The sequence below is a fragment of the Amycolatopsis sp. 505 genome (assembly GCF_031625235.1).
In the GTDB taxonomy this organism is placed as follows: Bacteria; Actinomycetota; Actinomycetes; order Mycobacteriales; family Pseudonocardiaceae; genus Amycolatopsis.
Genome location: NZ_JACKQP010000018.1, coordinates 93,054 through 115,569, shown reverse-complemented (window position 1 = coordinate 115,569; position 22,516 = coordinate 93,054). Strand labels below are relative to the sequence as shown.

General features: G+C 71.4%; 24 protein-coding genes. 7 read left to right on the top strand and 17 right to left on the bottom strand.

The window, feature by feature from the left end; genetic code table 11:
• Positions 1-3: 3 nt before the first annotated feature.
• Entirely contained in the window at positions 4-696 is a 693-nt protein-coding gene (locus H5965_RS43745; protein WP_310977197.1) for a thiamine pyrophosphate-dependent enzyme, read from the bottom strand.
• A 52-nt stretch (positions 697-748) separates the two neighbouring features.
• On the opposite strand from H5965_RS43745, the gene soxR reads away from it, so the two are divergent.
• Positions 749-1,210, top strand: coding sequence for a redox-sensitive transcriptional activator SoxR (gene soxR, locus H5965_RS43740; RefSeq protein WP_310977196.1), 462 nt, complete (start codon positions 749-751; stop codon positions 1,208-1,210).
• A gap of 34 nt (positions 1,211-1,244) precedes the next feature.
• Entirely contained in the window at positions 1,245-1,775 is a 531-nt protein-coding gene (locus H5965_RS43735) for an RNA 2'-phosphotransferase (RefSeq protein ID WP_310977195.1), read from the top strand.
• Between the two features lie 185 nt (positions 1,776-1,960).
• Here the strand turns inward: H5965_RS43735 and H5965_RS43730 are convergent, their stop codons facing one another.
• Positions 1,961-2,551, bottom strand: coding sequence for a TetR family transcriptional regulator (locus tag H5965_RS43730; RefSeq protein ID WP_310977194.1), 591 nt, complete (start codon positions 2,549-2,551; stop codon positions 1,961-1,963).
• Positions 2,552-2,757: 206 nt separating this feature from the next.
• Here H5965_RS43730 and H5965_RS43725 point away from each other — a divergent pair, with 206 nt between their 5' ends.
• The 3 genes from H5965_RS43725 to H5965_RS43715 all read left to right on the top strand — a co-directional run bounded on the left by H5965_RS43725 (position 2,758) and on the right by H5965_RS43715 (position 6,769).
• On the top strand, positions 2,758-4,932 hold the full coding sequence (locus H5965_RS43725; protein WP_310977193.1) for an MMPL family transporter: 2,175 nt from the start codon (positions 2,758-2,760) through the stop codon (positions 4,930-4,932).
• A gap of 94 nt (positions 4,933-5,026) precedes the next feature.
• Positions 5,027-5,377: an effector-associated constant component EACC1 gene (locus tag H5965_RS43720; protein WP_310977192.1), complete on the top strand. Its 351-nt coding sequence runs from the start codon at positions 5,027-5,029 to the stop codon at positions 5,375-5,377.
• On the top strand, positions 5,378-6,769 hold the full coding sequence (locus H5965_RS43715) for a caspase, EACC1-associated type (protein ID WP_310977191.1): 1,392 nt from the start codon (positions 5,378-5,380) through the stop codon (positions 6,767-6,769).
• Here H5965_RS43715 and H5965_RS43710 read toward each other — a convergent pair.
• Genes H5965_RS43710 through hisD form a run of 5 tightly spaced genes read right to left on the bottom strand, consistent with a single transcriptional unit; the run spans position 6,708 to position 10,960 of the window.
• Positions 6,708-7,754 carry a hypothetical protein gene (locus H5965_RS43710; protein WP_310977190.1) on the bottom strand — a complete coding sequence of 349 codons (1,047 nt, stop codon included), beginning with the start codon at positions 7,752-7,754 and terminating at the stop codon, positions 6,708-6,710. The two genes, H5965_RS43715 and H5965_RS43710, sit on opposite strands and share 62 nt — an antisense overlap.
• A gap of 32 nt (positions 7,755-7,786) precedes the next feature.
• A complete protein-coding gene (locus H5965_RS43705; RefSeq protein WP_310977189.1) occupies positions 7,787-7,945 on the bottom strand; it encodes a hypothetical protein in 159 nt (52 codons plus the stop codon).
• The gene (gene hisB, locus H5965_RS43700; protein WP_308675145.1) at positions 7,942-8,541 is read right to left on the bottom strand and encodes an imidazoleglycerol-phosphate dehydratase HisB; all 600 of its coding nucleotides are present in this window, start codon (positions 8,539-8,541) and stop codon (positions 7,942-7,944) included. Before hisB ends, H5965_RS43705 begins: the two co-directional genes overlap by 4 nt.
• Positions 8,538-9,638, bottom strand: a complete 1,101-nt coding sequence (locus H5965_RS43695) for a histidinol-phosphate transaminase (RefSeq protein ID WP_310977188.1) — start codon at positions 9,636-9,638, stop codon at positions 8,538-8,540. Before H5965_RS43695 ends, hisB begins: the two co-directional genes overlap by 4 nt.
• The gene (hisD, locus tag H5965_RS43690) at positions 9,635-10,960 is read right to left on the bottom strand and encodes a histidinol dehydrogenase (RefSeq protein ID WP_310977187.1); all 1,326 of its coding nucleotides are present in this window, start codon (positions 10,958-10,960) and stop codon (positions 9,635-9,637) included. Before hisD ends, H5965_RS43695 begins: the two co-directional genes overlap by 4 nt.
• An 83-nt stretch (positions 10,961-11,043) precedes the next feature.
• Here hisD and H5965_RS43685 point away from each other — a divergent pair, with 83 nt between their 5' ends.
• A complete protein-coding gene (locus H5965_RS43685; RefSeq protein WP_310977186.1) occupies positions 11,044-11,838 on the top strand; it encodes a carbon-nitrogen hydrolase family protein in 795 nt (264 codons plus the stop codon).
• Here H5965_RS43685 and H5965_RS43680 read toward each other — a convergent pair.
• From H5965_RS43680 to eccB, 3 genes are read right to left on the bottom strand one after another with little or no spacing between them, the layout of a single operon-like run.
• Complete coding sequence (locus H5965_RS43680) at positions 11,835-12,464, bottom strand: response regulator transcription factor (RefSeq protein ID WP_310977185.1); 630 nt, start codon at positions 12,462-12,464, stop codon at positions 11,835-11,837. The genes H5965_RS43685 and H5965_RS43680 overlap by 4 nt on opposite strands.
• Positions 12,461-13,156, bottom strand: a complete 696-nt coding sequence (locus H5965_RS43675) for a response regulator transcription factor (RefSeq protein WP_235190866.1) — start codon at positions 13,154-13,156, stop codon at positions 12,461-12,463. Before H5965_RS43675 ends, H5965_RS43680 begins: the two co-directional genes overlap by 4 nt.
• Positions 13,157-13,167: 11 nt before the next feature.
• Positions 13,168-14,589: a type VII secretion protein EccB gene (gene eccB / locus H5965_RS43670; RefSeq protein WP_310977184.1), complete on the bottom strand. Its 1,422-nt coding sequence runs from the start codon at positions 14,587-14,589 to the stop codon at positions 13,168-13,170.
• Between the two features lie 140 nt (positions 14,590-14,729).
• Between eccB and H5965_RS43665 the strand changes: the two genes are divergently transcribed.
• Positions 14,730-15,770 carry a type VII secretion protein EccE gene (locus tag H5965_RS43665; RefSeq protein ID WP_310977183.1) on the top strand — a complete coding sequence of 347 codons (1,041 nt, stop codon included), beginning with the start codon at positions 14,730-14,732 and terminating at the stop codon, positions 15,768-15,770.
• A gap of 1 nt (position 15,771) precedes the next feature.
• Here the strand turns inward: H5965_RS43665 and H5965_RS43660 are convergent, their stop codons facing one another.
• The 7 genes from H5965_RS43660 to H5965_RS43630 all read right to left on the bottom strand — a co-directional run bounded on the left by H5965_RS43660 (position 15,772) and on the right by H5965_RS43630 (position 22,468).
• Entirely contained in the window at positions 15,772-17,037 is a 1,266-nt protein-coding gene (locus H5965_RS43660; RefSeq protein ID WP_310977182.1) for a glucuronoxylanase, read from the bottom strand.
• 80 nt (positions 17,038-17,117) lie between these two features.
• The gene (gene eccD / locus H5965_RS43655) at positions 17,118-18,488 is read right to left on the bottom strand and encodes a type VII secretion integral membrane protein EccD (protein WP_310977181.1); all 1,371 of its coding nucleotides are present in this window, start codon (positions 18,486-18,488) and stop codon (positions 17,118-17,120) included.
• A complete protein-coding gene (locus H5965_RS43650) occupies positions 18,488-18,808 on the bottom strand; it encodes a YbaB/EbfC family nucleoid-associated protein (protein WP_310977180.1) in 321 nt (106 codons plus the stop codon). The genes eccD and H5965_RS43650 overlap by 1 nt, the downstream gene beginning before the upstream one ends.
• Complete coding sequence (locus H5965_RS43645; RefSeq protein ID WP_310977179.1) at positions 18,805-19,275, bottom strand: hypothetical protein; 471 nt, start codon at positions 19,273-19,275, stop codon at positions 18,805-18,807. Before H5965_RS43645 ends, H5965_RS43650 begins: the two co-directional genes overlap by 4 nt.
• Positions 19,275-20,636 carry a WXG100 family type VII secretion target gene (locus H5965_RS43640; protein WP_310977178.1) on the bottom strand — a complete coding sequence of 454 codons (1,362 nt, stop codon included), beginning with the start codon at positions 20,634-20,636 and terminating at the stop codon, positions 19,275-19,277. Before H5965_RS43640 ends, H5965_RS43645 begins: the two co-directional genes overlap by 1 nt.
• A gap of 3 nt (positions 20,637-20,639) precedes the next feature.
• Entirely contained in the window at positions 20,640-21,665 is a 1,026-nt protein-coding gene (locus H5965_RS43635) for a hypothetical protein (protein WP_310977177.1), read from the bottom strand.
• A gap of 32 nt (positions 21,666-21,697) precedes the next feature.
• Entirely contained in the window at positions 21,698-22,468 is a 771-nt protein-coding gene (locus tag H5965_RS43630; protein WP_310977176.1) for a WXG100 family type VII secretion target, read from the bottom strand.
• Positions 22,469-22,516: the final 48 nt, after the last annotated feature.

The following is a 22,516-nucleotide window of genomic DNA, read 5'->3' as shown; positions in this document are numbered from 1 at the left end:
CGTTCAGCCCTTCGGTTCGACGACGGCGACCACGGCGAGCGGCCGGCCGGGGTGGGCGGTGGTGAAGGCGTCGTACAGCGCGTCGTGGTCGCGGCCGGAGACCGTGCGCGTCTCCCAGCCTTCGACGGCGAAGCGGCGGGCGATGCCGTCCGGCCAGCCGCGCGTCGACGACTGGTTGTCGACCACCACCGTGGTCAGGTTTTCGAGGCCTTCACGCGCCGCGACGACGATCGCCTCGTGGTTCGAGCCTTCGTCGAGCTCGGCGTCGCCGACGAGCGTCACGACCTTCGCGTCCGTCAGGCCGCGGGCGCGCAGGCCGAGCGCGGTGCCGAACGCGATCGGCAGGCCGTGGCCGAGCGAGCCGCTGGAGATTTCGACGCCGGGGATGCGGCACCGGTCGGGGTGGTAGCCGAGCCGCGACGCCGCGTCGGACCACGTCGCCAGTTCCGCCTCGGCGATGAAGCCCTTCGCGGTGAGCACGGCGTAGTACGCCATCGGCCCGTGTCCCTTGGACAGCAGGAACCGGTCGCGGCCGGGCTCGCGGAAGTTCTCGGGCGTGACGTCGAGCACCCGGTCGTAGAGCACCCACAGGACGTCCAAAGTGGACTCGGCGGCGGCGCTGTGCTTTTCGTCGCCGGTCATCAGCGAAATCAGCCGGGGCAGAGCGGCGTAGCCCGGTGCGGTCACAGTGGTCATGACCCGACGATGCAACCTCGACTAAACTCGAAGTCAAGGATAGCCTGACCTGGTGACCAGGCTCGCTGAACATCTCAGCATCGGACAGGTGGCGGAACGCAGCGGGGTTCCGCACACGGCACTGCGGTTCTACGAGGAGAAGGGGCTGATCAGCTCGGAGCGGTCGGCTGGCAACCAGCGCCGCTACGCGCGCTCGGTGCTGCGTCGCATCGCGTTCATCCGCGCGGCGCAACGGGTCGGGCTCTCGCTCGAGGACATCAGCACGGCGCTGGAGACGCTGCCGGCGGACCACGCGCCGACGAAGGCGGACTGGGCGCGCCTGTCGCGAGACTGGCAACACGAGCTCGACGCGCGCATCGACGCCTTGCAACGGCTTCGCGATCGCCTCACCGGCTGCGTCGGCTGTGGCTGCCTCTCCCTGCGCAGCTGCGCGCTGTACAACAACGACGACGAGCTGGCCCGCTTCGGCCCGGGCGCGAGCAAGCTGCGCCCGGCGGTCGAGGGCGGCATCTAAACCGCTTGCGCGCGGGGAGGATGCTGGGGAGGCAATGAACGAAAAGGAAATCATCCGCATCTCGAAGCGGCTGTCCCGGCACCTCCGCCACGACCCCGCCGCCCTCGGCCTGACCCTGGCGCCCGGCGGCTGGGCGCCGGTCGACGCGCTCCTGCGTGCGCTGGCGATCACCCGCCCACAGCTGGACGAAGTGGTCGAAAAGAACAACAAGCGCCGCTTCGCCTTCGACGAAACGGGCACGCGCATCCGCGCCAGCCAGGGCCACAGCGTCCCGGTCGACTTGGCGTTGCCGGACGCAACACCCCCGGACGTCCTCTACCACGGAACGGTCGCGAAGTACCTCGACGCGATCTTCCACGAGGGCCTGCGCCCGATGAACCGCCACGCGGTCCACCTGTCGGCAACAATCGAAACCGCCCGCACGGTAGGCGCCCGCCGCGGCAAGCCGGTGATCCTCCGCATCGACGCCGCCGCAATGACCGCGGCCGGCCACACCTTCCAGGTGAGCACCAACGGAGTCTGGCTGACACCTTCAGTCCCCCCGCCCTACCTCAGCCGCGCCTGACACCGTGTCGACCCTCCAATCACGCGTGATGACCCTCCAATCACGCGAGATCGCCGCCCAATCACGCGAGCCGACCGATCAAGGACACGCCCCTCGCGTGATAGGACGCGGAACTCGCGTGATCAGCGGGGCATCTCGCGTGATTGGGGAGACATCTCGCGTGATTGAAGGGGCGACACGCGTGATTAGAGGGTCGACACGGGGGTGAGGCGGCGGCGGGGGCGGCCGAGGAGGCGGCGGCCCACGTCCAGGAGTTCCGTGCGCAGCTCTTCGTCGCCCAGGCCGGCCAAGTCCGGGGATCCTCCGGCCATGGCGATCCCGGTCAACGTCACCAGGGCGTTGACGCGGGCCGTCGTGTCCGGGTCCGGGCCCGACAGGATGCCCAGCATCGCGCGGCCGAAGCCCTCCATGCCGCCGTGGGCGGACTTCTCGATCGCGCGGGCGATGCCCGGGTCGCTCGAGAACAGCGCCACCAGCGCCCGGTGGCGGATCACCAGGTCGACGAACCCCTCCAGCAGCAGATCCACCTGCGCGCCCCGGCGCTTCAGCGCGGCCGCTCGCCGGACGAGGTCGTCCAGGTCGCGGACGCCCGGCTCCGCCACCGCCTCGGTGATCTCCGCCTTCGTCTTGAAGTGGTAGTACACAGCCGCCTTGGTGATGCCCAGCGCGTCGGCGATCATCTGCAGCGACGTGCCCTCGACCCCGTGTTCGGTGAACAGGCGCAGCGCGGTCTGCAGCAGTCGGGTCCGGGTGTCCTCGGCCGGGCCGGCGGTCATTCTTCCTCCTCAGCGAGCCGTCGGAGCCTACGTCACGCCCTGTCGATCGGCAAACCGCCTTACTAGCCGAACGGCTAGGGATAAACCTTGCTGTTCGGCAAGTCACATACTTGCCGATCGGCTTGGAGTCGCCCTTGCCGATCGGCTAGCTTGGAAACGACCCTGTGGAGTGAACCGACCCCGTTCGGGCGAAACGGAGCTGACTCGTGGCGACCTTCCTGTACCGGCTCGGCCGGTTCTCCTTCCGGCGCAGAGCGCTGGTCGCGGCCGTCTGGGCGGCGGTCCTGGTGGCGCTGGGCCTGGGCGCGTTGACGCTCTCGAGCCAGCTGTCGAACTCGGTGACGATCCCCGGTACCGAGTCACAGCGGGCGATCGACCAGCTCACCGAGAAGTTCCCGCAGGCCAACGCCGGTGGCGCCACCGCGCGCGTGGTCATCGAGGCCCCGGCGGGCACCACGGTGACCGACGCGAAGGGCAAGGCCGCCGTCGAAGCCCTCGTCGGCCAGCTGAAGACGGCGCCCAAGGTCGCCGCGGTGGTCGACCCGTTCCAGGCGCAGTCGATCTCACCCGATCGGCGAGTCGCGCTCGCCCAGGTCAGTTACGGAGCAAAAGCGTACGAACTGACCGACGAGGACCGTCAGGCCCTGCTGGACACCGCGAACGCCGGACGCGCCGCCGGGTTCACGATCGAGTTCGGCGGTGACGCCGTGCAGGGTGTGCCCGCGACCGGTGCCACCGAAGGCCTGGGCGTGGCCGTCGCCGCCGTCGTGCTGATCATCACCTTCGGCTCGCTGCTCGCGGCCGGCATCCCGCTGCTCACCGCGCTGATCGGCGTCGGCACCGGGATGGCGGGCATCTTCCTCGCGTCCGGCTTCCTCGAGCTGAACTCGAACACGCCGGTGCTGGCGCTGATGATCGGCCTGGCCGTCGGCATCGACTACGCGCTGTTCATCGTCTCGCGCTACCGCCACGAACTCGGCATCGGCCGCGACCCCGAAGAAGCCGCCGGCCGCGCCGCGGGCACCGCCGGGTCCGCCGTCGTCTTCGCCGGGCTCACCGTCATCATCGCGCTGGCCGGTCTCACCGTGATCGGCATCCCGTTCCTCGGCCAGATGGGTGTCGCCGCGGCCGCCACCGTCGCGATCGCCGTGCTCATCGCCCTGACGCTGCTGCCCGCGATCCTCGGCTTTGCCGGGTCCCGGGTCGCCGGCGGCCGCATCCGGCTGCGCCGCAAGCCGGTCGAAACGACGCACGGCGAGCGTTGGGCGCGGTTCGTCGGCCGCCACCGCATCCCGGTGCTGCTGGTCGCGCTGGCCGGGATGGCCGTCGTCGCGCTGCCCGCGCTGAGCATGCAGCTCGGCCTGCCCAACGACAGCACCGCGGCGCCGGAGTCGACGCAGCGCAAGGCGTACGAGATCGCGAGCCGCAGCTTCGGCGAAGGCTCGAACGGCCCGCTGCTGGTCGTCGTCGACGTCTCCGCGAGCGGCAACCGCCAGGCCGCGCTCGGCCAGGCCGCGGCCGACATCCAGAAGCTGCCGGACGTCGCCGCCGTCACGCCGCCGCGGCTCAACCAGGCCGGCGACACGGCGTTGCTCACGGTGATCCCGAAGAGCGGCCCGAGCAGCACGCAGACCGAGGACCTGGTGGCCGCGATCCGCGCGGAATCCGGCAACCTGGACGCGAAGCTGGCCGTCACCGGCCAGACCGCGGCGAACATCGACGTCTCGGAGAAGCTGTCGGACGCGATGCTGCCGTACCTGGCGCTGATCGTCGGGCTGGCGTTCGTGCTGCTGATGCTGGTGTTCCGCTCGGTGGTGGTGCCGCTGAAGGCGACGATCGGCTTCCTCGGCTCGGTCGCGGCGACGTTCGGCGCGGTGGTCGCGGTGTTCCAGTGGGGCTGGCTGACGGACCTGCTCGGCGTCGAGTCGACCGGCCCGATCATGAGCATGCTGCCGATCCTGCTGATCGGCGTGCTGTTCGGGCTGGCGATGGACTACCAGGTGTTCCTGGTGACGCGGATGCGCGAGGAGCACGTCCACGGCGCGGAGCCGCAGGAAGCGATGGTCACCGGCTTCCGCCACGGCGCCCGGGTGGTCGTCGCGGCGGCGCTGATCATGATCAGCGTGTTCGCCGGCTTCGTCCTCGCCGAATCGTCGCTGATCCAGTCGATCGGCTTCGCGCTGGCGTTCGGCGTGCTGGTGGACGCGTTCGTGGTCCGGATGACCCTGGTCCCGGCCGTGATGTCGCTGCTGGGCCGCAGCGCGTGGTGGCTGCCGAAGTGGCTGGACCGCATCCTGCCGGACGTCGACGTCGAGGGCGAGAAGCTCACGAAGCACCTGGACGAGCCCGAGGAGCGGGAACTGGTCGGCGCGAATCGCTGACGACAATTTCCCACCGGCCCGGCGGTGATGTGGACAACCACGTCACGGCCGGGCTTTTTCCGTTCTCCGCGGGCCACGAATTACACTACGACGTGTGACGAGGACGACAGTTCTGATCAAGGTCGAGGGTGAAGACGACGCGCTCGGACTGCTGCGTTGGCTCGAGGAAGATTTTCCGGGGAAAGTGCGCCTGGACGACCATTCCGCGGCCGAAGGCACGATGGGCCCGGCGCTCGATACGGTCTCCTTGGTGGCCACCAGCGGTTTCACCGCACTGACCACCGCTCTCGTGGCTTACCTCAGGACGCGGGGCATGAAGGTCGACATCACGGTCAAGGCGGGTGACAAAACCGTTTCCCTCAAGGGCGAACGCATTCACCGGACCGCCGTCAAGGACCTCAACGACGCCGCGGTCACGCTGGCCAAGCAACTCGGCGAGGAATGAATGCGCCTGGCCGACCCCCAAGGGGCCAAAGCGATCCTGATCGGCGCCGCCCGATACGACGACCCGGAGCTGCACGACATCGCTCAAGCAAGAGCCAACGTGGAGGACCTCGCCGACATCCTCGTCGATCCCGGGCTCGGCGGTTTTCTCCCGGAGAACGTCCGCACGATGGTCAACCCGCGGCACAAGGACGACGCGGAGGTGGAAATCGCGCGCTGGTGCCGCACGGCCACCGACACCTTGGTCGTCTACTACGCCGGCCATGGCCTCGTCGACGTCGACGGCGAGCTGCTGCTCGCCACGAGTGACACGATCAAAGCCGAAAAGGAATTCCGCTCGCTGCGTGCCGACATCCTGCGCCGGGCCGTCCGGGACAGCGAAGCCGAGGTCAAGATCTTCATCGTGGACTGCTGCTACTCCGGTCGTGCGTTCGGCACCCCGATGGCGGACGAGACTTCCGGCGTCCTCGAACAAATCGAGGCGAAGGGTACGTGCGGCCTGGCGTCGGCGCCCCGGCACCTGGCGGCGCTGTTCGTCGAGGGCGAGCGCCACACGGTGTTCTCGGGTGAGCTGATCACGGTGCTGCGGGACGGGCTGCCCGGTGAGGGGCCGGTGCTCCCGCTGTTCACGATCTACCGGCAGCTGTGCCGCCGGATGCGCGAGCGCGATCATCCCGAACCGAAGATCATGCATAGCGACTCGATCGGCGAGTTCGCACTGGTCCGCAACCGCGCCCACCGCCCGACGGAAAAGCCGGTTCCGCGGGCCAAGGCCCGGCCGGTCAGGCCGAAGCCGCGACCACCACTCCGGAACGGGTCCGGCCGCCTGCGGCTGCACACCATCGCCGAGGCCGACGCGCTCGTGAGCGGCTTCCCGCGTGGCGGCACGACGAACACCGCGCTCGCCTCGGCCGCGAAACAGTCGATCTGGCCCGTGCTCGCCCGGCTGCGGTTCGTCTCGGAACTGGCGCACGCCGGCCAGACGGTCTCCGCGGTGGAAGCCCTGCGGAAACTCCGAGTGGCCGAACTGGCGCAGGCGCTCGGCGCCGTCAAGCAATTGCGCTACGACCTGGCCACCGGCCGGGCGTGGGAAAGCGGCGACTGGGACGTCGGCGAACTGATCGCGGGCACCGAGCCGGTCAGCGACTTCGAAGCCAGGCAACTCTGGGGAACCGCCATGGCGATGCTGCTCACCGCCGCCAGGCTGCCCACTCCCCTGCGCATTCAAGCGATCAGGGAACTCGCCGACCTCGGCCACCGCGACGAGGCGGCGTGGATCGCGCGGGGCATGCTGCGCGATCGGTGGCCCGACCCGGACCTCATCAGTGAGGTCACGGCGTTCCTGCATGAGGAAGAAGGCGGAACACCGGGTCGGACCGGCGCAGATCGCTGAGCGCCTCGGCGATCCGGCCGGGCACGGCCCGCGCCTTGATCAGCCGCGCCAGTTCGGTGAACGCCAGGTACCCGGTCCGCGTCGCGGCCGCGGCCGCGGCGACCGCCACCACCACGAGGACGGCCACCAGCCAGTCCGGCGGCTCCCCGAAGATCAGTGCGGCCAGCGCCGCCACGAAGGCGAAACCGGTGACCAGCGAGCTCAGCGCGGCGAGGTCGTGCTCCATGTTGTCGATGGCATCCCCGACCACGTCGCTGGACTCGTTGTCGAGCAGGTCGTCGGCCAGCGCGCAGAGCAGCAAGAACGCGAGCAACGGCACGACCAGGTACCCGCCGACCACCGCGGCCGCCGTCAGCAGGAAGTCGACGAAACCCGGCAAGTCGAAGGTCGCCACGGTGGTGACCAGCACAACGGCCACGCCGGTCCCGATGCCCGCCGCCAGCAGCAGCAAGCTCCCGTAGTAATCCGTCGCGACCCCGGAGCCCGGCAGGGTGTCGTCCACGAAGACCACAACCGCCGCGGTGATGACGAAGGCGGCGGCGAACGCCGCCGTGCTCAGGTTCACCAGGTCGTCCCAGCCGGCACCGAAGTCGACGAAGATGTCGCTCACCAGGGAGGCCACGGCGAACAAGGGCAACCTGACGACCGCGTTTTCCCCGCCCCCGGCGTAGCACACGGAGACCGCCCCGGCGCCGATCAGCAGCGTAACCAGAAGGCCGAGCAATGGCTGCGGATCGTGCATGGCGCGGGAAAAGTGCGTCACCCAGTCGGCGACGAGTATCCCGACCCCGAGGGTCAGCGGGAACACCCCGTAGCCGTAACCGTGCTGAGCGATCGCGGTCAGCAGCAGCACGACGCCGATGCCGACCGCGACCCACGAGCCGCCCGCGACGAAATCGGTGCCCTTCGGGGGAACGGTGATGACGCGATGCGCGAAAAGCCCGGCGATACCCAGGATGATCACGAGAAGTCCGGCTCTGCCCACGGTCGGTCATCGTACCGCCGGGGCGCTCGGCGTCAGCTCGAGAGCCAGAAGATCGCGCCGCCGATGGCCAGCAGGGCCGCGATGCCCAGGACCGCCGCCATGAACTTCGACGACTTCCAGGTCGACCAGACCCCGCCCACCAGAAAACCTCCAAGGGCGAGCAACAGCACCCCGACCACGCCGTTGCTCACAGGACGCCCTTCGTCGAGGGGATGCCGCCCGCGCGCGGGTCCGGCTCCGTTGCCGCGCGCAGCGCGCGGGCCACCGCCTTGTACTCCGCCTCCGCTATGTGGTGCGGGTCGCGGCCGTGGATCACTCGGACGTGCAACGCGATCTGGGCGTGGAACGCCAGCGAGTCGAACACGTGGCGGGTCAGCACGAACGGGTAGTTTCCGCCGATCGTGAACGTGTTGAACTGCTCCGGCTCGCCCACGTGCACGCAGTACGGCCGACCCGAGACGTCGATCGCCGCGTGGGCCAGGGTTTCGTCCATCGGGATCCAGGCGTCGCCGAAGCGGCGGATTCCGCTCTTGTCGCCCAGGGCCTGGCGGATCGCCTGGCCCAGCACGATCGCCGTGTCCTCGACCGTGTGGTGGGCGTCGATGTGGACGTCGCCGGTGGCTTCCACCTTCAGGTCGAGCGAGCCGTGGACGCCGAACGCCGTCAGCATGTGGTCGTAGAACGGGACGCCGGTCGAGATCTCGACCTCGCCCGTCCCGTCGAGGTCCAGCTGCACGGAGATCGAGGACTCCTTGGTGGTCCGTTCGACCTTGCCGATGCGGGTCATCGGGAAACTTCCTTACTCGCCTCGAGGAAGGCGTCGTTCTCTTCCGGGGTGCCGATGCTCACGCGCAGGTGACCGGGGATGCCCGGGTCGCGGATCAGCACCCCGCGCTCCAAATAGGACTGCCAAGCCGCCGCCGGGGACGCGAACCGTCCGAAGAGGACGAAGTTCGAGTCGCTCGGCACCGGGTCGTACCCCAGTCCCGCCAACGCCTCCACGACGCGGTCGCGCTCCGCCGCCAGCTTGTGCACGCTGTCCAAAGTGGCGTCCGCGTGCCGCAGCGCCGCCCGGGCCGCCGCCTGCGTCAGCCGCGAGAGGTGGTAGGGCAGGCGCACCAGCTGCAGGGCGTCGACCACCGCCGGCGCCGCCGCCAGGTAGCCGAGGCGGCCGCCCGCGAAGGCGAACGCCTTGCTCATCGTCCGCGACACGATCAACGACGACGGGTAGTCCGCCAGCAGCGAGACCGCGCTCGGCTGGGACGAGAACTCCGCGTACGCCTCGTCGACGACCACCATTCCGGTGGCCGCGTCGAGCAACGCGCGCAGCTCGTCGAGCGGGATCGAGCCGCCCGTCGGGTTGTTCGGGCTGGTCACGAACACGATGTCCGGCCGCTTCGAGCGAACGACAGCGGCCGCCGCGGCCGTGTCCAGCGAAAAGTCGTCGCGGCGGGGCGCCGGAACCCACTCGGTGCGGGTGCCGGACGCGATGATCGGGTGCATCGAGTACGACGGCTCGAAGCCCAGCGCGCTGCGCCCGGGACCACCGAACGCCTGCAGGATCTGCTGCAGCACCTCGTTGGACCCGTTCGCCGCCCAGACGTTCGCCTCCGACAGCACCACCCGCGTCGACACGCTCAGGTAGTCCGCCAGGTCCTGTCGCAGCGCCAGCGCATTGCGATCCGGGTAGCGGTGCAGCTCGGCCGCCTCCGCTCGAACGGCCTCCGCCACGTCCGCGACCAGCGCGGGCGGCGGCGGGTACGGGTTCTCGTTCGTGTTCAGCCGGACCGGGACGTCCAGCTGCGGCGCCCCGTAGGGCGACTTGCCGCGCAGGTCGTCGCGCAGCGGCAGCTGGTCCAGCGTGACCTCTTCGCCGATCGTCATCGGACCGCACCTCCGAAGCGGGCGGCGACGGCCTCGCCGTGCGCGGGCAGGTCCTCGGCGTCGGCCAGCGCGACGACGCGGCCGGCGACCTCGCGCAGCGCCTCCTCGGAGTAGTCCACGACGTGGATGCCCTTGAGGAAGCTCTGCACGGACAGGCCCGAGGAGTGCCGGGCGAACCCGCCGGTGGGCAGCACGTGGTTGGACCCGGCGCAGTAGTCGCCGAGCGACACCGGGGCGTACGCGCCGACGAAGATCGCGCCCGCGTTGCGGACCCGGGCGGCGACCGCACGCGCGTCCGCCGTCTGGATCTCCAGGTGCTCGGCGGCGTAGGCGTCGACGACCCGGAGCCCGTCCTCCACTGTGGACACCAGGATGACGCCGGACTGCTTGCCGGCCAGGGCTTCGGCGACCCGCGAACTGTGCTTCGTCGCGGCGACGCGATCGACCAGCTCCTGGTCGACGGCGTCGGCCAGCTCGGCCGACGTCGTCACCAGGACGCTCGCCGCCAGGGGGTCGTGCTCGGCCTGGCTGATCAGGTCGGCGGCGACGTGCACCGGGTCGGCCGTCTCGTCGGCGAGGATGGCGATCTCGGTGGGCCCCGCCTCGGCGTCGATGCCGATCAGGCCGCGCAGGAGCCGCTTGGCCGCGGTGAGGTAGATGTTGCCGGGGCCGGTGACGACGTCGACCGGCGCCAGCTCGGCGCCGTCGGTGTCCGTGCCGCCGTACGCCAGCAGCGCGACGGCCTGCGCGCCGCCGGCCGCCCACACCTCGTCGACGCCGAGGAGCTCGGCCGCGGCGAGGATGGTCGGGTGCGGCAGACCGTCGAACGCGGCCTGCGGCGGCGAGCAGACGACCAGCGAGCCGACCCCGGCGATCTGCGCCGGGACGACGTTCATCACCACGGTCGAGGGGTACACGGCCAGCCCGCCCGGGGCGTACAGCCCGACGCGCTCGACCGGCACCCACTTCTCGGTGACCGTGCCGCCCTCGACGACGGTGGTCGTGACGTCGGTGCGGCGCTGCTCGGCGTGCACCTTCCGGGCCCGGGCGATCGACTCCTCCAGCGCGGCCCGCACCGCGGGGTCGAGCTCCTCCAGAGCGCGGGTCAGCGCCGCCCGCGGCACGCGCACGGACGCCGGGCGCACCTTGTCGAACTTCTCGGTGTATTCGAGGACGGCTTCGACACCGCGGTCACGGACCGCCTCGACCACCGGGCGCACGTGATGCAGCGCCGCGTCCACGTCGTATTCGGCGCGGGGGAGCGTGGCGCGCAGTTCGGCGGCGGTCGGGACCTGCCCGCGCAGGTCGGTGCGGTTCAACATGCCCCCAGGGTACGAGGTCACACCCAGCGGCTTTTCAGCGATACTCCCCGGTGACGGCCGATCCCAGCATGCAGGAGGCAGCGGTGGCGCGAATCGCGTTGTGCCAGGTCAACTCGGGTGACGATCCGGAGGCGAACCTGAAGCTCGTTCGCGAAGGCGTCGAGGCCGCGGTGGCGGACGGCGCGCGGATCGTCGTGTTCCCCGAAGCGACCATGGCGCGCTTCGGACGGCCCCTCGAGCCGGTCGCGGAAGCGCTCGACGGCCCGTGGGCGTCGGCCGTGGCCGCGATCGCCGCCGAGTACGACGTGGTCGTCGTCGCCGGCATGTTCACCCCGGCCGACGACGGGCGGGTCCGCAACACGCTCCTGGTCACCGGCGGCGGGCACCACCGCGGCTACGACAAGATCCACCTCTACGACGCCTTCGGGTTCGCCGAGTCCGACACGGTGGCGCCCGGGTCCACGGCGACCACGTTCGAGCTGGACGGCGTCGTCTACGGCGTCGCGACCTGCTACGACGTGCGGTTCCCGGAGCTGTTCCGCGCGCTGGCCGACGACGGCGCCGACGTCGTGCTGCTGCCGGCGTCGTGGGGCGCGGGCGAGGGCAAGCGCGAGCAGTGGGAGGTGCTGGTGCGGGCGCGGGCCCTGGACTCGGGTTGCTGGGTGCTGGCGTGCGGCCAGGCCGACCCCGCGGCGACGGGCGTCACGGTCAACCCGAAGGCGCCGACGGGGATCGGGTACTCGCTGGTCGCGGACGGCTTCGGCCGGGTGGTCGCCCAGGCCGGGGCGGCGCCGGAGACGCTGCTCGTGGACGTCGATCCGGCGGTGTCGGCCAAGGCCCGCGCCGCCACGGGAGCCTTGGCCAACCGGCGCCTCTAGCGCAAGAGGCCTTCGCGGATGGCGACGCGCACGAAGCCCGCGCGCCGCCGTTCGCCGGTCTTGTCGCGGATGCGGTCCAGGTAGGACCGGACCGTGCGGACGCTGATGTTGAGGATCTCCGCCACGTCGACGTCCCGCTCCCCCGCCGCCACCAGGCGGAGGACCTGCTTTTCCCGTTCCGACAGCACGATCTTCGGGCCCGCGTGCCGCTCTTCGCTGTCCTGGATGATCATCCCGGCCAGCGTCGGGGACACGTACGCGTTGTCGTCGGCGATCGTGCGGATCGCCCGCAGGAGCTCGTCGCCGTCGACGTCCTTGGACAGGAAGCCCTTCGCCCCCGCCTGCATCGCGCCGAGCACCTCCGGCTGTTCCGCGTGCGCGGACACCACCAGCACCTTGTGCCCCATCTGCCCCACTTCCAGGACCGCGGCCGCGTCCTGGACGCCCCGGAGCTTGAGGTCGAGGACGACGACGCTGCCCGCCGGCTGGTCCTGGACCGCGAACCGGGCCACCGAGTCGGCGACCGCGCCGAGCTCGATGTCGGGCGCTTCGGTGAGCACGCGGCTCAGCGCGTACCGGTAGAGCGGGTGGTCCTCGATCACCCCGACCGGGATGCGCCCGCTCATTTGCGGCCGCCGCGCCGGGGGCCGGCCTCGCCGATCAGGCCGCGCCGGATGGCCTCCTTGACCAGGCCCGGCCGCCGCCGCTCGCCGGTCTTGTCGCGGATGCGGTCGAGGTAGCCGCGGACCGTCCGGACGCCGATGCCGAGGATCAGCGCGATGTCGACGTCCCGCTCCCCGGCCGCCACCAGCCGCAGCACCTGCTCCTCGCGCGGGGACAGCTCGGCTTCGGCCGACACGGCGGGCCGGTCGGCGTTGTCCTTCATGATCATCCCGGCGACCACCGCCGAGACGTACGCGCCGCCGCCGGCGACCGTCTTGATCGCGATCAGCAGCTCGTCGGCGTCGACGTCCTTCGACAGGAACCCGCGCGCCCCCGCCGCGATCGCGCCGAGCACGACCTCCGGTTCCGCCTGCGCGGAGACGACGAGCACGTGGTGCCCGAGCTCGCACACCTCCAGCACGGCCGCCGCCCCCGCGACGCCCGGCAGGCCCAGGTCGAGCAGGACCACGCTGCCCGGCGGCTGCCGGTGCACGTGGAACCGGGCGACCGAATCGACGACCGCGCCGAGCTCGACGAAGTCGGCTTCGGCCAGCACGCGTTCGACGGAGACGCGGTACAACGGGTGGTCTTCGATGACCGCGACCCGGACCCGCCCCTGGTCCAGCTCACCCTCGGTCGGACGCTCTTCTGTCATGTGCACGACTTTCACCCCGTTCCACCCGACGGAGCCGGCCGCCCGGCCGTGGCCGGGTCCAGCGCGGGGCCCGTCGGCACCAATGCCAGCAAACTACCTGTGACCGGCGGTTTGGCGACGCCTCCGTAGCCGAGCGAGGCCAAGGCCTGCGCATTCACCACCGGGTACTTCCGGCCCGTGTCGGTCACCAGGTACGCGGTGGCCGAACCGGCTTCGACGACGACGGCTCCCCCCGAAGGAGGTACGAAAACCTCGTCCGCCACCCTTGCTTCGGTCCGGGTGGCGACCTGGATGGCTTTGGCCCCAACAGGAAGCGGGAATTCGGCCGAAACGAGCAACCGGCTGCCCTGAACGCACAGCGCCACGGAGTTCCCGGTGATCGGCGCCTTGCCGGGGATGCGGTCGGGGTAGGCGGCCGGATCGGCCCCGCCGGCCCGCGGCGCGCCGGCCTTCGCGACCGCGGCGACGTCGGACGCGCGCACGTCGACCGGCTTCGGCGTCCCTTCGTAGGCGGACGCGTTCGCCTCGGTGGTGACCAGCAGGCTCGCCTCGGTCTGCCCGACCGGCTCGAGCCCGTCCCGGCGCACGAGGTAGTACGAAGTGGCGGCGCCGGGCGCGGCCATCGCGTCCACGACGGCGAGGACCTGGCCGACCCGGGTGTCCCGGCCGCCGACCCGCGGCCCCCGGTCGCCGGCGCCGTCGACGGGCAACGCCGTCAGGTCGCGCCCGGCCGGGACGGTGTCGATCCACCGCGACGACACCGCGATCGTCGGGTAGCTGTCGAACTGCAGCGCGGTCGCGGCCTCGTCGCTCAGGTGGTAGCGCCGCCCGCCGGCGAGCAGGAAGCGCTCCCCCTGCGGCAGCCGCACGATGACGCCCTGGTCCCGCGGCAGCTCGACACCGGAGGCGGGTGCGGCGAGCAGGACGGCGGTGCGCGGCTCGGCCGACGCGGGCGCGTCCTGGGTGGTCCGGCTGCAGCTCGTCCAGGGGACGGTCACGAGCGCGTTCGACGACGGCAGCGAGTCGGGCGCGCCGGGGATGCCGATCTGGGTGCCGCGGCCGGCCTTGCCGAGGTTCTCCGGCGAGACGGACACGGTGGTGTCGCCGTTGCCGCCGGCCAGCAGCCGCGCGGAGGCGTAGTTGAGCACCGGGTGCAGGACGCCGTCGGCGCCGAGCACGAACCGCGCGCCGGTGCCTTCCTCGACGATCACCTTGCCGCCGGCCAGCCAGTCCTTGCCGCCGGAGGGGTTCAGCAGCCCGATGATGCCGAAGACGGCGGTGACGAGGAGGGCGGCCACGACCCCGAGCACGGTGCCCAGCACGAGCCGTCGGCTGGGCGAGACGGGGTGGTTGGCGTCGGCGGCGACGAGCGCGGAAACGAGCCTGCGGCGGAGGAACTGGTACGCCTGGATCTGGTCCCGCTGCGTCCACACGCTGTTGTGCCCCCGGATGTGTGCGTCATCCTCCCGAGCAGCCGATGCTAGGCACCGGACCGGGGTGCGGCGAGGGTAATTTTTACGCCCACGCGCTATCCGGGCAGGCAGTAGCGTCGGGGCCGGGGAAAGGGGAGCCCGTGTCCGTCGATACCGCCGTCCACCTGGCACCGTCCCGGCCCGCGGCGACACCGCTGCCGTGGCTGCTGCCCATCCGCCCGCTCCAGGCGGCGCTGTGGGAGCTCGCGGCGATCGCCGTACTGCTCGCCTGGCTGGTCGACGGCGTCGCCCAGCCGGTCAAGCTCGGGGTGAGCATCGGCGCGGGATTGCTGGTGCTGCTGACGTCGGTCCGCTTCGCGGGGCGGCACCTGGCGGGCTGGGCGGCAACGTGGACGGCGTTCCGGTTGCGCCGCCACGACACCCGCCGCGAAGGCCCGGACCCGCTGTTGAACGTGGCCGGCCCGGTGAAGGTCCGCCAGCACGTGGACCGGGCGGGCAACCGGTTCGGCGTAGCGGAGATCGACGGCGGCTGGAGTGCCCTGGTCCGGTTGACGCCGGGCCCGGGAGCGCCGGGCCCGCTGGTCGAGGCCCTGCGTGCGGCCTACCGGCGAGCGGACATCCCCCTGGCGTCGGCCCAGCTGCTGACGTGGGCGATCCCCCGGGGAGACCAGGTGCTGAGGGTCCGCTGGCTGGCGGTCCGCTATCGCCCGGACCAGGCCCCGATAGCGGCCCTGGCCCGCGGAGGCGGCGAGCTGGGAGCACTGCGAAGCACCGCATCGGCGGCGTTGAGCTTGATGGGAACGCTGGCCGAGGCCGGGTACCAGAGCACAGTGCTCGAGGCAGGAGAGCTGGCGAAGGAGCTCCGGGTGGCCTTGGGCGTCCAGGGAGCGGCGACGGCAGCGCCGGACCGCTGGAAGTCCTGGGTGTGGGGCGATTCCACCCAGGTGTGCTTCACCCGGAGGTCACCGAGGGCACTGGACCTGGCGGTACCGGGGGCGGCCTTCACGGCAACGTCGTACACGCTGACCCGGACGGCGGGAGGCAAGGAAAAGGCGGAGGTGACGATCCGAGTGGGCGCGCGCCCGGGTGCTCCGGTTCCCGTGCCGCCCTCGGTGGTCCCGCTGCACGGGCGGCACGGGGCCGGGGTCCGGAAGACGCTGCCCCTCGCGCTGGACAGCTGACTCAGTTCACCACGAACGTCCTGATACTCCGATCAGGCAGCTGAGCGGTGAACGCCCCGTTCGACAGGGTCACGTCGGTGGACCGCGCCAGGGTCGCGCTGCCACTGGTCACCCAGCTCTGCGCGGTCCCGGAACCGATATCCCGCACCGTGAACGCAAGATCCACCGCAGTGGTGTTCTTGTTGATCGCCACGATGACAACCCGAGACCCGCTCTTGAACGCGGAAACATAGACATTCGCCTGCGGATTGGCGGTAGCCGTGACCCGCGAGTACCCGGGCCGGACCCACTTCGAGAAGTGCGCCATGCAGGCACCCCGCTTGCTGATCTGCCCATCCTCCCGCATCGGCCCGTACGACCGCCGGATGTACCACCAAACATAGGTCTGGAACCGCCCATCGACCAGCGCCCGATGCAGGTGCTCACCCACATCGAGAGCCTGCGGCCACAGATCGGCGGAGTCGGTGCTGTTCGGGTAGTAGACCTCCGTCATCCACAGCTCCTTACCGCCGCCCTTCTGCTGAAAAAGCGGATAGGGCAGGTCGGCGAACCGGGTCCCGTAGAGGTGCGCACCGATGATGTCCACATTCGCCAGAGCGGAAGCATCATTCAAAACAGGATCGGACATGGCCTTCCGATACTGGAACGACTCGGGCGCGATGACCCGGGTGCTCAAGGACCCGGCATTCTCCCGCAGGAACCGCACGATCTCCGCGGCGGTCCAAGCCGTCCAGTCGTGCGCATAATCCGGCTCGTTCTGCACCGAAATCCCGTACAGGGGCACCCCGTTGTTCGCCATGAACGCCGTGAAGTCGTTGAGGTGCTGCGCATAAGACGCATAAGCGTTGTACCGCAACCGCTTCCCCCCGGAGAAGCTCTCGGTCATGGAGGCGGGCGGGTTCCACGGCGAGGCGATCACTTTGGCCCCGAGCTGACTGGCCCGCTTGGCCGTGGCGACCTCGCGACTCCAGTTGTTCCGATCCTCGTGCACCGGGATGCGCAGCACGGTGAACCCCAGCTGCCCGGTCCCGTTCCCGAACGCGGTCTCCCGCTGAGCGGCGCTGAGATCACTGATCCAGAGGGTGTGGTTCATCCCGCCGAAGCCCAGGATCGTCTGCTGCACGTTCGCGGGCTCGACGACCACCGCACTGGCCGCCGCGGCCGGTGTCCGGCCCGCCAGCACCGGCAACGCGGCCCCCGCCGCCAGCACCGTCCGCCGCCGCAGCGGCGACCCCTCGATCCCGGACCGGTCTCGACGTGAAGTCATGAGCATCTCCCTGAGTCGACTGCGCCAACAGTCTGGGAGCGCTCCCACCGATCAGTATTAACAGCGTTCACGCGCCGGCGTCAACCCCGGACGGCTTCGTACACCCCCGCGATCATCGCCACCACCGGCACGAGCGACAGCAGAACCAGGAACTCCGTCACGTCCAGCAGCCGTGACCAGTACGGCGAACGCAGCCCGCGCGCCACCCGGGTGGCGTACACCAGGCAGAGCACCGCGGCCAGGACGACCGCGCAGCCCGCCGCGAAGATCGCCGTGCGGTCGCCCGAAGCCACCAGCCACACCCCGGCGCACACCAGCGTGGGCACGCCGAAGCCGACCAGCACCAGCCGCTGCGCGCGGCCCGCGTACGACCGCGACCGCAGGATCCAGGCCACGCCCAGCAAGGCGGCCAGGCCCGCGTCCCACGGCCCGCCCGAAGAAAGCACCACCGACGCCGCCAGCACCACCAGCCCGAGGGCCACCAGCAACCCGGTCAGCACCGCCTGGGCCCGGGACGTCCGGCCGATCATCTCCGTGCCCAGCGACGGCTGTTCGTCCGCCCGGAACGCCTCCATGTCGTCCGGGACGCGCGGCAGCGGCAGCCGCGCCAAGCGCAGCGCCAGCATCGGGGCCACCGCCGCCAAGGCCGTGCACAGCACCGCGACCACGGCGGCGGCCGAACCCGCGGAGACGCCGGCCAGCAGCACGACCCCGGACGTCACCGCGCCGAAGCCCGCCGCGCCCGTGATCGCCACGAACCACGGCAGGCGGTCCGCCACCGAGACCGCCGCCAGCACGCCGTACACCGTCACGGCCGCGAAACCCGCGGCCAGGGGGCCCGCCGAGAGCGAGAACAACGGATGCGGTGGCAGCACCGACATCCCCGCCAGCAGCGCCACGCCGACGCCGGCCAGCGACCCGGCCGCGCCCGCTTCGGCGTCGCCGTACGCGCGGCTCAGTGCGCCGCCGCCGAGCAGCAGCACCAAAGCCAGCAGCCCGGTCCCGATCGGGGCCAGGACGCTGCCGGACGCCGCCGCCTGGACCAGCAGGCCGCCCGCCAGCAAGAGGACCACGGCGGCGACCAGCCCGGACCGCCGGGCCACCGACGGCCCCCAGCCCCCGGACGTGTCGGCGACGCTGGCGATCGAGTCGACGACGTCGTCGAACAGCAGCGGACCCCGCGGGCGCTCCCGCGGGGTCAGGTGCAGCACTTCGCCGTCCCGGATCTGGGCCGCGGCGACGCTCAGGCCCAGCGCCAGTGGTGCGCCGCCGAGCCGGGAAAGCACCCAGCCGGGGTGTTCGGCCGACGCCTGCCCGGACGCGCCGGCGAGCCGGACCAGCTGCGGCACCAGCTCGGCGAACGTCGACTGCTGCGGCAGGGCGACGTCGACGCGGGCCCGCGGCGTGACCACCGTGACCCGCCGGGTGGTGCCGGTGAGAGATGCGGTCATCACACGTCTTTCGCGGCCGCGATGACCGGCGCGAACTTGGCGCTCGACGCCTCGGCCAGTTTCTGCAGCCCGGCGTTCACCGCTTCCAGGACGATCTCCGAGAGGTTGCGGGCGTCGTACTCGCGGATCGCGCGCGGGTCGATGTCGATCGAGGTGAAGCGGCCGTCGCCGCGGAGGGTGACGGTGACCTCGTTCTGCCGCGAGTGCGCCTTGATCTCCATCGCCTCGACCGTGCGCTGGATCCGCTGGACTTCCTCGGTCTGCTTGCGCACCTGGGAGAGGAGCTCGTCCATGTCGGGCACCGCGTACGGATCGGTCACTGTTGCTTCCCTTCGTGCTGGCGGACGTGGACGCTGGCCACGAACCGCTGGAAACCGGGTGAGAGCCGCCGGGCGGTCGCGGGCGCGGCCGTGCAGGCGAGCTCGAGCACGAGCCGCTCCGCCGGCGTGGCGCCGGGGACCGTCAGGTGCACCTGGGTCTGGATCAGCTCGGTGCCTTCGCCGGTGCGCAGCCGCAGCAGCTGCATGACGGCGGGAGCGGCCGGATCGCCGACGTCGCGGCGGCTCAGCACCTCGAGCCCGGCCAGCGTCCGCGAAAGGCGTTCGACGGCTTCGTCCGCGATCGCGTCGATCGTCGTGTCGTCCGGCCGCTGCTGCACGCTCACCGTGATGTTCGGGACGAACTCGCCCGGTGCGGCGTCGTGCACGGCGACGAACACCGCGCCGGAGTCGCCCGGGTCGACGGCGGTCCAGCCGTCGGGGATGACGAAGTCGAGGGGAAGGGTCATCACAGCCCCACGTACGCGACCGCGTCGTCCCAAGCGGCACCGACGGCGTCGGCCGCGTCCGAAGCCGCGTGGCTGACGGCGTCGACCGCCGCGCCGCCGTATTCGCCGATCGTGTGGCCGAGTTTCGGCAGGTCGATGTCGATCTTCGCGCCGACCCCCAGGCCGAGGCCGAGCGCCGCGCCCGCCTTGAAGTTCACCTTGAGGTGCCCGGCGTCGTAGACGGCCTGGGCGTCGAGCTGCGCGCCGAGGCCGTACTGCAGCGTGCCGTTCGCGCCGACGCCGATGCCCGCGACGTCCGCGGCGACTTCGCCTTCGACCTTCCCGCCCACGAAAGCGTTCGCGTGCGCGCCGACGCCGTGGGCGCCGATCGTGCCGGACGCGCTCGCCTCGCCGCCGGCGAACACCGTGCCCTTGGCGTGGGCTTCGGCGACACCCCACGCCTTCTTGGCCTCGGCTTCCCCGTGCAGCGCCGCGAGTTCCGCGTGCCCGGACGCCGAGGCGTCCCAGCCCTTCGACGTGATCTTCCCGTCGTACTCCGGGGACCAGCCGTCCTGCTCGTGCTGGAACTTGTAGTAGGTGATCTCGGTGTTGCGGCCGATCTTCTCCTTCAGCCCGGAGGCTTCCGGCTGCCCGAACGGCGTGTCCGCCTTCTTCGGCGCCCGGGTGCCTTCGAGGCCGTCCCAGGTGAGCTTCTTCCAGCCGGAGTTGCCGAACCACGACGGCACGGTCCGCGGCCGCTTCCGGCCGTCGAGGGGCTCACCGTTGAGCCAGTGCAGCGGCCCGCGGGCCCACTTGCCGAGCTCGTGCTCCAGCCGGCCGACGCCTTCGGGCGGGAACAGCTCGGCGAGCGCGTCGGAGAACTCCTCGACGACCTCGCGGGCCGCGGCGACGCTCTGTTCCCCCAGCTGCCGCGCGGCCTGGATGAACGCGCCGACCGAGGCGGAGTTCACCGCGCGGGCCTGCGCCGTCAGCTGGGCGGCGTACTGATCGAACTGCGCGAGCACCGAGTCGATGGCGGCTTCCGCGGACTGCACGAGCCGGGCCGCGGTGGCGAGCCGGTTCGCCTGGTCGCCGAGTTTCGCGGCCGTGTCGGCGAGCTCCTTGCCGAGCTCGCCCGCGGCCGTCGCGAAAGCCGTGTAGGCGTCGCCGTCCCAGTCCGCGTGCAGGGCCTTCGCGGACTCGTCGATTTCCTTCGCCTGGCCGGAAACCGCCGACGCGCGGGTCGCGACTCGCTGCGAGGCCGCGCTCAGCGCCCCGGGGTCCCCGGTGACGCGCCGGCGGCATTCGACGAGCACGCGCCGGTAGCCGGACAGCACGGAGCTGACCACCCCGGACGCGTCGACCACCCCCGAGCCCGCCACCGGCTAGTTCCCGGCCGCGTCGTAGCCGACGTGCTGGCTGAAGTGCTTGCCGTTGAAGTCCAGGTCGATGTCGAGGTCGAAGTCCTGGCCGCCCGGAGCCTCCACAGTGGACTCACCGGTGGTCAGGTTGGTGTGGATGACGACCTCGTCGGCGTGCCCGGCCGCCGGGGCGGGGATCGACGGCGCGGGCGCGGGCGCGGGCACCGAAGGCGTCGTCGCCGGGTGGTCGACGGGGATCCAGCTGTTCGCGGGCGTGGCACCGGTGGCACCGGCGCCGCTGGAACCGCCGCCGGTGGCGAGCGCGGGCGGGGTGTAGTCGGTGAACGAAGGCTGCTGCGGGATCCCCCCGCCGCTCCCGCCCGCCACCGCCTGCTGCCCCGACGGGCTCGCCACCGGCGGCGGGGTCTGCGGCGCGGTGACCGGGGTGCTCCCGATCGACGGCGCCGTCGCACCCGAGCTGCCGGAGGAGTGGTGGAAGAGCTTCTCGATCTCGCCGATGACCTGCGCGAGCGTGGTGACCTGCTGGGCGAGGTCCACCGCGCCGAGCGCCTTGAGCAGCGCGCCGATCGCGGTGATGAACGCCCGCAGCGACGCACTCGTCGCGGTCGACAAAGCGACCGCCGCCCCGTAGGTCCACCAGTTCGACATCAGCGCGGCGACCGTGGGGTTCACCGCGGAGACGACCGCGCGGTAGGCCTCCTGCGCGGTCTTGATCAGCGTGCCGGAGACGCCGAGCAGCTCGGCGCCCTTCTGGACGACGTTGATGATCTTCGTCAGCTGGTCGAGCGAGTCGCTGATCTTCTTCAGCGCCGACTCGCTCGCCGCCCCCGACCAGATCTTGCCCAGCTGGTCGGCGGCCTTCGTCAGCTCGTTGTACATGCTGATGAACTGCTCGGCCTTGCGGACCAGGTCCACCACGTGCTTCGCGATCTGCTCCGGCTGCCCGGTGACGATCTGCGGCAGGATCGTGATCGGGCCGCCCGAAGACGCGGTCGCGTCCATCGCGCTGGAGTTCGGGAAAGTCAGCATCGGTCCTCACATCAGGTTCGAGGGGCGGACGATCAGACGACGGAGGCGGGCCGGTAGACGCTGACCTTCGCCAGCCCGCCGGTGCGGGCGTCGAGCAGCCCGTGGTTGTAGAGGCGGCCGCCGTCGCCGGCGACGCCGATGACCGGCTGGCGGTCGGAGAACAGCAGCGGCTCCACCACCACGACGTCGCCGCTGTGCACCCCGCCGGGCACGTCGGAGAACGTCCGCGCGGTGCCGGCGTAGACCTCGATCAGCCCGACCCGCGCCTGGTTGTCGGCGTCGCCGGCCAGCCAGTCGTTGAAGTCGGCGACACCGTGGAAGCGCGTGTCGGTGATCGGGTGGTCGCCGAGCCGGCCCAGCCGCGCGTCCCCCAGGTAGCGCAGCACGTTCCCGACCGACGACGGCTCGCCGTGGGCGCCCGCGCTGTCGTTGATGGCCAGGGTGGCGAGCTCGGAAGCGTGCGAGCTGCCCCAGATCGACGACGCGGTGCTCGCCGGGGCGTGCCCGCCGCCGTAGCCGGACGCGACGTCCTGGTCGGCCGCCTGGTAGGCGTCGGCGCTGGCCTTGACCAGCCCGTTGATCTGCTGCAGCAGCTGCAGCAGCGTGCGGACGGCGGTGATCTGGCCGGAGTGCAGGGCCGCGTTCGCGGCGGCGACCGCGCTGCCGAAGGTCGCGAACGACATCGGCTGCACGACGAGCCGTTCGAGGTCGGCAACGGCGTTGATGCCGTGCGCGATGATGCCCCCGACGTTGCCCACGGCGGAGCGCATCGCCTCGGGCTCAGCCCGGTACTCGCCGGCCATGGGTCTCCTTCCGGGGTGTGTGCTCGGCTGAGCGTAAGTTCGGCCCCG

Excerpts from the sequence above, each read along its gene's own strand:
- H5965_RS43745 (WP_310977197.1), bottom strand. The coding sequence starts at position 696 with ATGACCACTGTGACCGCACCGGGCTACGCCGCTCTGCCCCGGCTGATT.
- H5965_RS43735 (WP_310977195.1), top strand. The coding sequence starts at position 1,245 with ATGAACGAAAAGGAAATCATCCGCATCTCGAAGCGGCTGTCCCGGCAC.
- H5965_RS43730 (WP_310977194.1), bottom strand. The coding sequence starts at position 2,551 with ATGACCGCCGGCCCGGCCGAGGACACCCGGACCCGACTGCTGCAGACC.
- H5965_RS43715 (WP_310977191.1), top strand. The coding sequence starts at position 5,378 with ATGCGCCTGGCCGACCCCCAAGGGGCCAAAGCGATCCTGATCGGCGCC.
- hisB (WP_308675145.1), bottom strand. The coding sequence starts at position 8,541 with ATGACCCGCATCGGCAAGGTCGAACGGACCACCAAGGAGTCCTCGATC.
- H5965_RS43695 (WP_310977188.1), bottom strand. The coding sequence starts at position 9,638 with ATGACGATCGGCGAAGAGGTCACGCTGGACCAGCTGCCGCTGCGCGAC.
- hisD (WP_310977187.1), bottom strand. The coding sequence starts at position 10,960 with ATGTTGAACCGCACCGACCTGCGCGGGCAGGTCCCGACCGCCGCCGAA.
- H5965_RS43680 (WP_310977185.1), bottom strand. The coding sequence starts at position 12,464 with ATGAGCGGGCGCATCCCGGTCGGGGTGATCGAGGACCACCCGCTCTAC.
- H5965_RS43675 (WP_235190866.1), bottom strand. The coding sequence starts at position 13,156 with ATGACAGAAGAGCGTCCGACCGAGGGTGAGCTGGACCAGGGGCGGGTC.
- H5965_RS43660 (WP_310977182.1), bottom strand. The coding sequence starts at position 17,037 with ATGACTTCACGTCGAGACCGGTCCGGGATCGAGGGGTCGCCGCTGCGG.
- eccD (WP_310977181.1), bottom strand. The coding sequence starts at position 18,488 with ATGACCGCATCTCTCACCGGCACCACCCGGCGGGTCACGGTGGTCACG.
- H5965_RS43645 (WP_310977179.1), bottom strand. The coding sequence starts at position 19,275 with ATGACCCTTCCCCTCGACTTCGTCATCCCCGACGGCTGGACCGCCGTC.
- H5965_RS43635 (WP_310977177.1), bottom strand. The coding sequence starts at position 21,665 with ATGCTGACTTTCCCGAACTCCAGCGCGATGGACGCGACCGCGTCTTCG.
- H5965_RS43630 (WP_310977176.1), bottom strand. The coding sequence starts at position 22,468 with ATGGCCGGCGAGTACCGGGCTGAGCCCGAGGCGATGCGCTCCGCCGTG.